Source organism: Streptococcus lishijunsis (assembly GCF_047290665.1).
Lineage (GTDB): Bacteria > Bacillota > Bacilli > Lactobacillales > Streptococcaceae > Streptococcus.
Map to the genome: position 1 here is coordinate 1 of NZ_JBLBUC010000018.1, position 12308 is coordinate 12308.

Sequence of the window (12308 nt, forward strand, 5' to 3'; positions counted from 1 at the left end):
ACCTTTGTGTTTGGCGTGAAGCTCCTGAATGGTTATCATCAATTCTCGATTGGTTTTCTCAGAAACCGTTTCTTCGTGATGGAGCCACTTATAATAACCAGACTGAGAAACCTTTAGGAGCCGGCATAGGTAAATGATAGAAGTGTCATCATACTCGTATGAGTAATCTTTGATGGCTTGAAACTGATTCAGGTAGCGACCTAGCCTTACCTCCTCTTGCGACACTGAATCTCGTCTAACTTTTTTAGCAGACCAACCTCCATTTCAAGGAGACGATTCCGCTCTTGCAACTGTTTGATTTTCAGTTGTAATTCTTCTTCTAGTGTGAGATTGGGCTTCGTTTCCAAGCTCTTTCCTCGGCGGTCTTCTAAGCCTTGACTCCCATCTCTCTCAAACTTCCTGACCCAAGAGTAGACCTGTTGATAGGAAACACCATACTTCTCCACAGCTGCCTGATAGTCTTTCTCATGGGCGATTGTGAAGTTAACAATCTTCACCCGTTCTTCAAATGTGGTCTTGCGTCCCTGTTTCATCCGTGACCGTCCTTTACTAGTAGCTTTTAAATCTCTACCACTAGTATAACGGTTTATCCAGGATCTGAGAACCCATTTATCAGAGATATGATACTTTTCAACAATAGTATTCAAGCTACCCAGGCCCTTGAGATAGTCTTGTACAGCCTGTTCCTTGAGTTCTTGACTGTATTTCTTCCAGGTACGACTTTCTATGAGACCATCAATACCGTCTTGTTTATACTTGCGGATCCATTCCCTAACCGTTGAGTGATCAACTTCATACTTTCTAGATAGACAACCTACTGACTTTCCAGTATTCAGATAGAGTTGAACCACCTCTAGTTTTTCTTCAACTGACTTTGGACTTCTTTTCGACATAGGAAAACTCCCCTTATAGCTTCTAGTGAATTTTTGTTTTTTCACTGTCCACTATAAGGGGAGTATATCAATAGATCTAGGGAGTTTTTCTTTTCTTATAATTCATAGGGAAGTAGGAGCGTCTCGATACCATTATCATCGATGAGCTTAATGGTTCGTGGAAAAAAAGGGTCAAAAGGGATGTTATAATCAAAGGTAATGCTTAGCTCTCCTTTGGCATCTAGATATTGGATAGAGATGCTATTTCCTTTTTTAATGAGATGAAAGGTCAGAGTAGAACTTAGCGGAAAAACACCTTTTAGATAGTTGTCTAAAATATCCCAAAAAGCATTGACTAAGCCATAACTAAGCGATGTAGCAACACCAAAGCTAGCATAGCGTTCACGCGTGTTATCAAAAGCCATAGAGCACCTCCTGTTTTTTTAAAAAAGGAAGAGTTCAAGACGTTGTCTCAAACTCTTTGCCAACTTTAACGATTCTTCAGTCCAAGATAACGTTTGTACCAAATGTTGATATAGGCCGAAGAAAATGGTCCTTTTTGGTTGTTAATCCAATCCACTAAGATTTTGACATTTTCTTTTAAGATATAGTCGATGTCTGCTGAGTAGCCCATTTTACGCTTATGTTGTTCATACTCATCGACATCGAGTAGTTTTTTCTCACCATCTGCAAAGACCTTGACATCTAAGTCATAGTCAATGTACTTGAGAGCTTCTTCATCTAGTAGGTAAGGACTAGCAAGATTGCAGTAGTAGGAAATCCCATTGTCTCGTATCATAGCAACAATATTGAACCAATACTTTTTGTGAAAGTAAACAATAGCAGGCTCACGCGTTACCCAACGCCTACCGTCACTTTCTGTGACTAGAGTATGGTCATTAACACCGATAAGGGCATTTTCTGTTGTTTTTAGTACCATTGTATCGCGCCATGTTCGGTGCAAACTGCCATCATGTTTATAACTTTGAATTGTAATAAAGTCGCCTTCCTTGGGTAATTTCATGGCTTACCAACTTTCTACAATTAAAATATATCTCTTATAGTTTACCATAATTTTACAAAAATAGCACTGATTTGACAGGATTCTTAGGGATTTGTCAAAATGTTATCTCTTTAGTCTAAGTAATCAGCTATTTGAGAGCGGATACTAGCATAATCATAGCCTTTTCGAAGAAGCGCTTGGGTGAGTTTTTGCTTGAGCTGATAGCCATCATAGCGGCGGCTATAGTTGCGATAGCGTTTTTCCAGTTCTTTTTGGAGGAGTTCTAATTCGTCGTCATCGTCTTTTTCCAGCTCTAAACGATCAATTGTCCCCTTGGCGTCGTCGTATGAAAAGCCTTTACTCATAAGTGCTTGAGTAAGCTTGTCTTTCAAGGCATTGAGCGGTAGTTTGGCTTGGTATTTGTTGAGTAATTTATGACTGAGCTTATCAAGGACATCTTGAAAATCAGCTTCTTGAAGCGCTTGGTCAATGAGTGTTGTGGCAATGCCTTTTTGACGTAGTTGTTTTTGGAGAGCGTAGGGACCTTTATTACCGTTAAGGAGCTTTTGGCTAATGTAAGTCTCTGTGTAGCGCTTATCATTTATCCAATTGTCTGTTTTGAGCTGTGCGATGATATCAGGAATTATCTCTTCCTCAATATCGTGTTGATAAAGGTAATCGCTGACTTCTTTTTGGGTGCGTGGTTTAAAAGAGAGGTAGTAGAGGGCTAGATTTTTCCCATAAGAGACTTGAGCAAAGGCTTTGATGTCTTCAAGCTCTTCTGTGCTTATGGTCATATGCTTACTTAGTAAAAAGCGGACAATAGTGTCTTCTGTGATATAGAGACTCTCTGAGTTATCTAGCTCTAGCAGATAGAGGCGTTTTTTCTTTTCAAGTTTTGTAATTTTCATATGTTTATTATAACAAAAGTATGCCTCAAAAGCTGATCAAAATGAGTGACTATGACAAAGCGCTAAAAAATGATACAATGTAATAACACATACGGTTCAAATACAGCTAAAGGAGTTGGATAAGCATGAGTTTAACAGTCAAGCAGCGCATTCCCTTAAAAATTAAGCGCATGGGCATCAACGGAGAAGGCATTGGTTTTTTTAAGAAAACCTTGGTCTTTGTCGAGGGTGCTTTGACAGGTGAGGAGATTTATTGTCAAATTACAGCTGTTAAACGCAATTTTGCCATTGCCAAGCTGTTAAAGGTCAATAAAGCTTCTAAATTTCGTGTGGAGGCGCCCTGCTCGATTTATCAGGAGTGTGGGGGGTGTCAGATTATGCACTTACGCTATGATAAGCAGTTGTCCTATAAAGATGATGTTATTTACCAAGCCTTGAAAAAGTTTAAGCCTAAGGGCTATGAGACTTATGAGATACGTCAGACGATTGGGATGGAAACCCCTTGGCATTACCGTGCAAAGTTGCAATTTCAGACACGTTCTTTTTCAGGGAGTATCAAGGCAGGTCTTTATCAAGCTGGGACGCATCGATTGATTTCGCTGACGGATTGTCTTGTGCAAGATGAGCTGACACAGGAGATTATCAATACTATTACACAATTATTAGATCGCTACAAGCTTCCTATTTACAATGAACGAAAGATAGCAGGCGTAAGGACAGTAATGGTTCGAAAAGCGACAGCCAGTCAGCAAGTACAGATTATCTTTGTCACGAGTAAAGCCTTGGATTTTGATGATGTGATGATGGAGTTGATTCGCAAGTACCCTCAAATCAAGACCATTGCCGTCAATCTAAATAGTAGTAAGACCAGTGAGATTTATGGCGAGGAGACGACTATTTTATGGGGCGCTGATAGTATCAAAGAAGAGGTCTTAACTTATGGTTTTAGATTGTCACCTCGCGCTTTTTATCAGCTTAATCCTAGCCAGACCAACCGCTTGTATCAAGAGGCGGTGAAGGCGCTAGATGTGTCTAAGGAAGATCGTCTAATTGATGCTTACTGTGGTGTAGGAACCATTGGCTTTGCCTTTGCGGATAAGGTTGGTGAAGTGAGAGGGATGGATGTGATTAAAGAGGCTATTGATGACGCTCGCACAAATGCCAAGCAGCTAGGCTTGACAAACACCCACTATGAAGCAGGTAAGGCAGAAGACATTATTCCTCGCTGGTACAAAGAAGGCTACAAGCCTACTGCTTTGGTTGTTGACCCGTCACGAACAGGACTTGATGATAAATTGCTAGAGACTATTTTACAATTCCAGCCTGAGAAGATGGTATATGTCTCCTGCAATGCTTCAACTCTGGCTCGTGATTTAGCTGTTTTGGCACAGTGTTATAAGGTCAACTACATCCAGTCTGTCGATATGTTTCCGCACACAGCGCGCGTGGAAGCTGTTGTGAAATTAACACGCTTTTAATATGGAAGAATCGTCTTTTTAAAAGACGATTTTTTGGCATTAAAGAAAGGTGAAATACCAAGAAAACGTTTGCTTATTGGGCTTTTAATCTAAATCAGTTTTTGTACTCTCAAGATTTAAATAAAAGAAGGAAGTCTGTAAACAGAAGGTTGTAAAAAACGGGTTGTTGGAATAAGTGTCCATTTGAGCACAAAAAAGCACCGAATCGGTGCGCAAAATGTGAACGGATAATTTTTAGTTTAACTTACTACGTTGTTTCGAATGGTTCCTATGAGCCTATTATGGCCTATCTTAATGATAAGGTCACCTATTTTTTGACATATAAAAACGAGATTAGGGGCGTGTCGTATGGTTAAGTGCATGCCCCTTAATTTATAATACAGAGGCCATCAAGGGCTGTATTATCGTTAAAAAATATGCTATAATATAGGATATGCATTATGAAGACTATATTTGGGATTTAGGTGGCACATTGCTAGATAACTATGAGATATCTACAAAAGCATTTGTTGAGACCTTATCAAGCTTTGGGATAAAAGCGTCGCACGATGAGGTCTATCATTATCTCAAGTGTTCAACTGATGCAGCCATCAGACAGTTTATCCCAGAAGAACCCAGATTTTTACCTTTGTATAAACAAGCCGAAAAAAAGCAGCTAGAGCATCCGATTTTATTTGACGGTGCTAGAGCTATTTTGGAGCGTATTGTTAGAGAGGGGAGTCGCAATTTTTTGGTATCTCATCGTGATAATCAGGTGATGAGTCTATTAGATAAGATGGCTATTGCTTCTTATTTTACTGAGGTTGTGACAGCTGATAATGGCTTTTTGCGAAAGCCAGACCCTGAGAGTTTTTTATATTTGAAGGAAAAATACCATATTACAAATGCGCTTGTTATCGGTGATCGTGAGATAGATAGCCAAGCAGGAAGTAGAGCTGGATTTGCGACCTTGTTGGTTGATGGCAAAAAATCCTTGATGGAGATCATAAAATAATGACAGAAGAAAAAAATTTAGAAGCATTGGCAAATGAATATAATGCTAGCCAAATTCAAGTCTTAGAGGGATTAGAGGCTGTCCGTATGCGTCCAGGGATGTATATCGGTTCAACTTCATCTGAAGGACTGCATCATTTGGTGTGGGAAATTGTAGATAATTCTATTGATGAGGCTTTAGCTGGATTTGCGAGTCATATCGAGGTGTTTATTGAAGCAGATGATTCTATCACAGTTATTGATGATGGACGTGGTATTCCAGTAGATATCCAAGAAAAGACAGGACGTCCTGCCGTTGAGACTGTTTTTACGGTCTTGCATGCTGGAGGAAAGTTTGGAGGTGGCGGCTATAAGGTATCTGGTGGTCTCCACGGTGTGGGCTCTTCTGTTGTCAATGCGCTATCAACTCAGCTAGATGTTAGAGTTTATAAAAATGGTAAAATTCATTTTCAAGAATATCAAAGAGGACAAGTATTAGCAGACTTGGCTGTTATTGGGGATACGGATCGTACAGGAACGGCAGTGCACTTTACTCCTGATGCTGCTATTTTCACAGAAACGACAACCTATGATTTTGCTAAATTAGCGAAACGCATTCAAGAGTTAGCCTTTTTAAATCGTGGTTTGAAGATTTCCATTACAGATAAGCGTGAGGGTAAAGAACAGTCAAAGACATTCCACTATGAAGGTGGGATTGTATCATATGTGTCTTTCATCAATGAAAATAAAGATTTGATTTTTGAAGATCCGATTTATACAGACGGCGAGATGGAAGGCATTACGGTTGAGGTTGCTATGCAATATACGACAACCTATCATGAGACAATTATGAGCTTTGCCAATAATATCCACACCCATGAAGGTGGGACACACGAACAAGGTTTTAGGACAGCACTGACTCGTGTGATCAATGATTATGCTAAGAAAAACAAACTCATCAAAGATAATGAAGATAATCTAACAGGTGAGGATGTACGTGAAGGGTTGACGGCAGTGATTTCGGTGAAACACCCTAATCCACAATTTGAAGGGCAAACCAAGACAAAACTTGGGAATTCAGAAGTGGTTAAAATCACCAATCGTTTGTTCAGTGAGGCATTTGGGCGCTTTCTTCTTGAAAATCCTCAGATAGCTAAGAAGATTGTAGAAAAAGGCATTTTAGCCTCTAAAGCTCGTATTGCAGCCAAAAGAGCGCGTGAGGTGACACGTAAAAAATCAGGATTAGAGATCTCAAATCTTCCAGGTAAGTTGGCGGATTGTTCTTCTAATGATGCTAGCCAAAATGAACTATTTATCGTTGAGGGGGATTCTGCAGGGGGCTCTGCTAAGTCAGGGCGCAATCGTGAATTTCAAGCTATTTTGCCTATTCGCGGTAAGATTCTTAACGTTGAGAAAGCCAGCATGGATAAGATTTTAGCTAATGAAGAAATTCGAAGCTTATTTACAGCCATGGGGACAGGTTTTGGTGCTGATTTTGATGTATCTAAGGCACGTTATCATAAGCTCGTTATTATGACAGATGCTGATGTGGATGGTGCTCATATCAGGACACTGTTATTGACCTTGATTTATCGTTTTATGCGTCCTATCTTAGAAGCAGGTTATGTGTATATCGCTCAACCACCTATCTATGGTATTAAGGTTGGTAGTGATATAAAAGAGTACATCCAGCCAGGTGCTAATCAAGAAGTTGAATTGCAAGAGGCTATTGCACGCTATAGTCAAGGACGTTCAAAGCCAAGTGTACAGCGCTATAAAGGGCTTGGAGAGATGGATGATCATCAATTATGGTCAACTACCATGGACCCAGAACATCGCCTTATGGCGCGTGTCTCTGTGGATGATGCCGCAGAGGCAGATAAAATCTTTGATATGCTCATGGGTGATCGTGTAGAACCTCGTCGTGAGTTTATTGAGGAAAATGCCGTCTATAGCACGCTTGATATTTAACCTGCTTTTTGAAAAAATACAAGAAGTATGTTATAATCGTAACGTTCATTTTTATACTAAAACGATAATAAGATTACCAGCTTAATTTAGAGCTGTGTATGTAACGAAGGAGAAAACCATGTCTAGCGGACTTATCTTGCTGCTGATAGCTATTGTGCTTATTGTTATCGTAGCTTATCTAGCAGGGGTGATCATTCGAAAACGTAATGAATCGCTGATTTCTAGTCTTGACCAGCGCAAGCAAGCTCTTTTGGATTTACCAGTTCAAGAAGAGATTGATGCGGTTCAAGAGTTGCATCTTATTGGGCAGAGTCAGACTACTTTTCGTGAATGGAGTCAAAAATGGTCAGATGTCTCTAAAAACATCTTTCCAGAAATTGAAGCCCATACTTTAGAGGCTGAAAGTTTAAACGACACCTTTAATTTTATTAAAGCAAAGCATGAGATTGATAATGCAGATAGCCAATTAAGTCTTGTTGAAGAAGATATCACAGCCATCAGAGAGGCTTTGTCTATCCTAAAAGAACAAGAAGAAAAAAATAGTGCTCGTGTGACGCATGCACTTGATTTGTATGAAATTCTACAAAAAAATATCGAAGAAAATGAAGACAATTTTGGCTCTACCATGCCAGAAATTGAAAAGCAGTTGCGAAATATTGAAGCTGAATTTTCACAATTTGTGACTCTCAATTCAACTGGTGACCCTATGGAAGCTTCTGAGGTCTTAGATAAGGCAGAAGAGCATACTATTGCACTTGGTCAAATTTCAGAGCAAATTCCAGCTATTGTTGCTAAATTAGAAGATGATTTTCCAGATCAATTGGATGATTTGGAAAACGGTTATCGTAGTCTTCTTGAAGCTAATTATCATTTTCCTGAGAAAGATATTGAAGCCCGTTTTCAAGGGATTCGTGACGATGTTAGGGCTAATAGTTTTGAATTAGTCACACTAGATTTAGACCGTGCTCGTGAGGAAAATGACAGTATTCAGTCTAAGATTGATACGCTGTATCAACTTTTTGAGCGTGAGATTGAAGCTCAAAAGGTGGCGCATAGAGATAGTAAGCGACTGCCAAAATTCTTAGCGCATGCTGAAGATAACGTCAAAAAATTGGAAAAAGAAATCCGTCGTTTGACGATTCGCTATATTATTGCGGAGAATCATCATTTGAGTATCCGTCCTTTTGAACGTGAGTTAGAGACGATTCGTCGTGATGTTTTGCCTTATGTTGAGAGTTTTGACAAAGCAGAGAAACCTTTCTCAGAGCTTCAAGTTCTTTTTGACAAGGCTTTGCAGAAGTTGAGTGACCTTGAAGAAGAACAGATGGATCTTTACCATGAAATTCGTGATTTAGAAAAGATAGAGGTTGTTGCTCGTCGTAATGTAGATGATTATATCAATCGTTTGCATGTGATCAAGCGTTTTATGGAAAAACGTCATTTACCAGGTATTCCTCAGGATTTCATGAGTCTGTTCTTTACGACAAGTTCTCAACTAGAAGCCTTGATGGATGAGTTGGGACGTGATCGCATTGATATTATGGCAGTTAACCGCCTCTCAGAAGTAGCTACAAATGCCATTCATCATCTTGAAAGTTCTGCTTATCAAGTCGTTCAAGATGCTGTCTTAACGGAGCAACTCTTGCAGTATTCTAACCGTTATCGTAGCTTTGAGCCTAGCATTCAACAAAGTTTTGAGAATGCCTTGAAATTGTTTGAGGTAGATAATAACTATGCTGCTTCTTTTGATGAAATTTCAACGGCTTTAGAGATTGTTGAGCCAGGTGTGACAGAGCGCTTTGTTAGCTCTTATGAAAAAACACGTGAACAGATTCTCTTTTAAAAGTAAGATCATATGATCTTACTCTTTTTTTGTTCATATGATCGTGTGAGTCTAGTTTTGTACACAAAACTGTGTGTTTCTTGGTCTTTTATGTAAGCGCATTCCTTTGTATAATAATCTTGTAAGAACGTTCGACACATCATTTTGAAAAAGGAGAAGAAATATGGACTTCCTTATAGGCATTCTTAACTGGTTCTCGCAAAACATCTTGCAAAAACCAGCATTCTTTGTTGGTCTGTTAGTTTTGATAGGCTATATCTTACTAAAAAAACCTTGGTATGATGTTTTTGCAGGCTTTGTCAAAGCTACCGTAGGTTATATGATTTTAGATGTGGCGGCAGGGGGATTGGTTGGTACATTCCGTCCAATTTTGACAGCGCTTAACTACAAATTCAATATCGGAGCTGCAGTCATTGACCCTTACTTTGGATTGACAGCAGCAAATGAAAAAATTGTAGAAGAATTTCCAGCATTTGTCGGAGTGGCTACTTCAGCTCTTTTGGTAGGATTCTTTGTCAATATTTTACTGGTTGCGCTTCGTAAGATTACTAAGGTACGTACCTTGTTTATTACAGGTCATATCATGGTTCAGCAAGCAGCGACTATCACAGTGATGGTCTTGCTCATCCCAACCTTTACTAAAAATTCATTATTAGCGACTCTTGCAGTTGGTTTGGTCTGTGGTTTGTACTGGGCAGTCAGCTCAAACTTGACAGTCGAGCCTACACAACGTCTAACAGGTGGCGGTGGTTTTGCTATCGGACACCAACAACAATTTGCCATTTGGTTTGTGGATAAGGTTGCCCCAAAACTTGGTAAAAAAGAAGATAATCTTGACAACCTTAAATTACCAACCTTCTTAAACATTTTCCACGATACAGTGGTTGCATCAGCTACCTTAATGCTTGTCTTCTTTGGAGCAATCCTATTTGTCCTAGGTCCAGACATCATGGCTAATGCAGAAGTTATCACTTCTGGAACACTTTACAATCCAGAAAAACAATCATTCTTTATGTATGTCATCCAAACTGCCTTTACATTCTCTGTTTATCTCTTTATCTTGATGCAGGGTGTACGTATGTTTGTTGGTGAATTGACAAATGCCTTCCAAGGTATCTCTAGCAAGTTGCTTCCAGGGTCATTCCCAGCAGTTGACGTAGCAGCAGCCTTTGGATTTGGCTCACCAAGTGCCGTGCTCTTTGGTTTTGCAACTGGTTTGATTGGTCAGTTGGTGACTATCATCCTCTTGATTGTCTTTAAAAACCCAATTCTTATCATCACTGGATTTGTACCTGTCTTCTTTGACAATGCAGCGATTGCTGTATATGCAGATAAACGTGGTGGTTGGAAAGCAGCTCTGACACTTTCCTTTATCTCAGGTATTCTTCAAGTTGCCATCGGAGCAGTTGCTGTTAGCCTATTAGGTCTTGTTGGTGGTTTCCATGGTAACATTGACTTGGATATTCCTTGGGTACCGTTTGCTTACCTCTTTAAATACCTCGGTGTTATTGGCTATGTTTTGGTTTGCTTGTTCTTGTTGCTTATCCCACAATTACAATTTGCTAAAGCCAAAGATAAAGAAGCTTACTACCGCGGTGAAGCACAAGGGGAATAGTTCATATCTCGCTAATTAATTGATATTACAACATTGGAGGAAAATATTATGGTTAAAGTACTTACAGCATGTGGAAATGGTATGGGTTCATCTATGGTTATCAAGATGAAAGTAGAAAATGCTCTTCGTCAGTTGGGCGTAAGCAACATCGAATCTGCATCATGTTCAGTCGGTGAAGCAAAAGGATTAGCATCTGGCTATGACATCGTAGTTGCTTCAAATCACCTTATCAGCGAACTTGAAGGTCGCACAAATGGAAAGCTTATCGGGCTTGATAATCTTATGGATGACAACGAAATCAAGACTAAGCTAGAAGCAGCGCTTTAATCCGATAACATCTCAGTCTGACAATTAGATAGTTACCATTGGTAACAAAGTAGTAATAGTAGGGAGTGAGTTGCCATCAGGTACGATGCGCCCTCGCTCCTTATTTTAGTAGAAAAGTAAAGGGGTATCTCATGAATTTAAAACAAGCTTTTATCGAAAACGACTCTATTCGCCTAGGATTGACTGCTAAAGACTGGCAAGAAGCGGTAAAATTATCGGTTGATCCATTGATTGAAAGTGGCGCTGTACTATCAGAATACTATGACGCTATCATTGCTTCTACAAAAGAACACGGACCTTATTATATCTTGACACCAGGCATGGCAATGCCACATGCACGTCCTGAAGCAGGTGTACAACGTGATGCCTTCTCATTGATTACTTTGACTGAGCCTGTTACTTTCTCTGATGGTAAAGAAGTATCGGTTCTCTTAACACTTGCAGCTACTAGCTCAGCTATTCACGCTTCTGTGGCTATTCCACAAATTATAGCTTTGTTTGAATTAGACAATGCTATTGATCGTCTGCTGGCTTGTCAGACAAAAGAAGATGTCCTTGCTTTGGTTGAAGAATCTAAAAATAGCCCATACCTTGAAGGTTTTGACCTTGACTAAAGACTAAGTGTAGGATAGAAAAAGGAGAATCACACATGACAAAACAATTACCAAATCTACAAGTTGCTCTTGACCACTCTGACTTACAAGGAGCTATTAAAGCTGCTGTATCTGTAGGTGCAGAAGTCGATGTTATTGAAGCTGGTACAGTCTGCCTTCTTCAAGTGGGTAGTGAATTAGTAGAAGTCCTCCGTAGTCTTTTCCCAGACAAAATCATCGTAGCTGACACAAAATGTGCAGATGCTGGTGGTACAGTTGCTGCTAATAATGCTAATCGTGGTGCTGACTGGATGACATGTATTTGTTCAGCAACTATTCCAACGATGAAAGCTGCTAGAAAAGCGATTGAAGAAGTTCGTGGCGAACGTGGTGAAATCCAAATCGAACTATATGGTGACTGGACTTATGAACAAGCCCAACAATGGCTAGATGCAGGTATCTCACAAGCCATTTATCACCAATCACGTGACGCCCTTCTTGCTGGTGAAACTTGGGGTGAAAAAGATCTTAACAAAGTTAAAAAATTGATTGAGATGGGATTCCGTGTATCTGTTACAGGTGGTCTTGATGTAGATACTTTGAAATTGTTTGAAGGCGTTGATGTCTTTACCTTTATCGCAGGACGCGGTATCACAGAAGCAGAAAATCCAGCTGCAGCGGCACGTGAATTTAAAGAAGAAATCAAACGTATCTGGGGGTAGG

Annotated in this window: 11 protein-coding genes and 1 pseudogene; 8 read left to right on the plus strand and 4 right to left on the minus strand. The window is 39.8% G+C overall.

Annotation, left to right across the window (positions count from 1 at the left end):
- The 4 genes and pseudogenes from ACLN19_RS07155 to recX form a co-directional block, all read right to left on the minus strand.
- A pseudogene (locus ACLN19_RS07155) lies at nt 1-893 on the minus strand (transposase); the annotation flags it as partial.
- Between the two features lie 95 nt (nt 894-988).
- Nucleotides 989-1297 (minus strand): DUF960 family protein, encoded by a 309-nt coding sequence (locus ACLN19_RS07160; protein ID WP_413384793.1) that lies wholly within the window; start codon nt 1295-1297, stop codon nt 989-991.
- 65 nt (nt 1298-1362) lie between these two features.
- A complete protein-coding gene (ntdP, locus tag ACLN19_RS07165) occupies nt 1363-1896 on the minus strand; it encodes a nucleoside tri-diphosphate phosphatase (RefSeq protein WP_413384795.1) in 534 nt (177 codons plus the stop codon).
- Between the two features lie 110 nt (nt 1897-2006).
- Nucleotides 2007-2786 (minus strand): recombination regulator RecX, encoded by a 780-nt coding sequence (recX, locus tag ACLN19_RS07170; protein WP_413384797.1) that lies wholly within the window; start codon nt 2784-2786, stop codon nt 2007-2009.
- Between the two features lie 125 nt (nt 2787-2911).
- Between recX and rlmD the strand changes: the two genes are divergently transcribed.
- The 8 genes from rlmD (at nt 2912) to ACLN19_RS07210 (ending at nt 12307) form a co-directional block, all read left to right on the plus strand.
- Nucleotides 2912-4264 carry a 23S rRNA (uracil(1939)-C(5))-methyltransferase RlmD gene (gene rlmD / locus ACLN19_RS07175; RefSeq protein ID WP_413384799.1) on the plus strand — a complete coding sequence of 451 codons (1353 nt, stop codon included), beginning with the start codon at nt 2912-2914 and terminating at the stop codon, nt 4262-4264.
- A gap of 433 nt (nt 4265-4697) precedes the next feature.
- Complete coding sequence (locus tag ACLN19_RS07180; RefSeq protein WP_413384801.1) at nt 4698-5258, plus strand: HAD-IA family hydrolase; 561 nt, start codon at nt 4698-4700, stop codon at nt 5256-5258.
- Nucleotides 5258-7207, plus strand: coding sequence for a DNA topoisomerase (ATP-hydrolyzing) subunit B (gene gyrB / locus ACLN19_RS07185; RefSeq protein ID WP_413384803.1), 1950 nt, complete (start codon nt 5258-5260; stop codon nt 7205-7207). Before ACLN19_RS07180 ends, gyrB begins: the two co-directional genes overlap by 1 nt.
- A gap of 118 nt (nt 7208-7325) precedes the next feature.
- Nucleotides 7326-9050, plus strand: coding sequence for a septation ring formation regulator EzrA (gene ezrA / locus ACLN19_RS07190; protein ID WP_413384805.1), 1725 nt, complete (start codon nt 7326-7328; stop codon nt 9048-9050).
- Between the two features lie 163 nt (nt 9051-9213).
- A complete protein-coding gene (ulaA, locus tag ACLN19_RS07195; protein WP_413384807.1) occupies nt 9214-10665 on the plus strand; it encodes a PTS ascorbate transporter subunit IIC in 1452 nt (483 codons plus the stop codon).
- A 48-nt stretch (nt 10666-10713) separates the two neighbouring features.
- Nucleotides 10714-10992 (plus strand): PTS sugar transporter subunit IIB, encoded by a 279-nt coding sequence (locus ACLN19_RS07200; RefSeq protein ID WP_413384809.1) that lies wholly within the window; start codon nt 10714-10716, stop codon nt 10990-10992.
- 131 nt (nt 10993-11123) lie between these two features.
- A complete protein-coding gene (locus ACLN19_RS07205; protein WP_413384811.1) occupies nt 11124-11606 on the plus strand; it encodes a PTS sugar transporter subunit IIA in 483 nt (160 codons plus the stop codon).
- Nucleotides 11607-11641: 35 nt separating this feature from the next.
- Complete coding sequence (locus ACLN19_RS07210) at nt 11642-12307, plus strand: 3-keto-L-gulonate-6-phosphate decarboxylase UlaD (protein ID WP_413384814.1); 666 nt, start codon at nt 11642-11644, stop codon at nt 12305-12307.
- The last annotated feature ends 1 nt before the right edge of the window (nt 12308 follow it).

Coding starts and splice junctions, on each gene's coding strand:
- ACLN19_RS07160 (WP_413384793.1), bottom strand. CDS start 1,297: ATGGCTTTTGATAACACGCGTGAACGCTATGCTAGCTTTGGTGTTGCT.
- ntdP (WP_413384795.1), bottom strand. CDS start 1,896: ATGAAATTACCCAAGGAAGGCGACTTTATTACAATTCAAAGTTATAAA.
- recX (WP_413384797.1), bottom strand. CDS start 2,786: ATGAAAATTACAAAACTTGAAAAGAAAAAACGCCTCTATCTGCTAGAG.
- rlmD (WP_413384799.1), top strand. CDS start 2,912: ATGAGTTTAACAGTCAAGCAGCGCATTCCCTTAAAAATTAAGCGCATG.
- ACLN19_RS07180 (WP_413384801.1), top strand. CDS start 4,698: ATGCATTATGAAGACTATATTTGGGATTTAGGTGGCACATTGCTAGAT.
- gyrB (WP_413384803.1), top strand. CDS start 5,258: ATGACAGAAGAAAAAAATTTAGAAGCATTGGCAAATGAATATAATGCT.
- ezrA (WP_413384805.1), top strand. CDS start 7,326: ATGTCTAGCGGACTTATCTTGCTGCTGATAGCTATTGTGCTTATTGTT.
- ulaA (WP_413384807.1), top strand. CDS start 9,214: ATGGACTTCCTTATAGGCATTCTTAACTGGTTCTCGCAAAACATCTTG.
- ACLN19_RS07200 (WP_413384809.1), top strand. CDS start 10,714: ATGGTTAAAGTACTTACAGCATGTGGAAATGGTATGGGTTCATCTATG.
- ACLN19_RS07205 (WP_413384811.1), top strand. CDS start 11,124: ATGAATTTAAAACAAGCTTTTATCGAAAACGACTCTATTCGCCTAGGA.
- ACLN19_RS07210 (WP_413384814.1), top strand. CDS start 11,642: ATGACAAAACAATTACCAAATCTACAAGTTGCTCTTGACCACTCTGAC.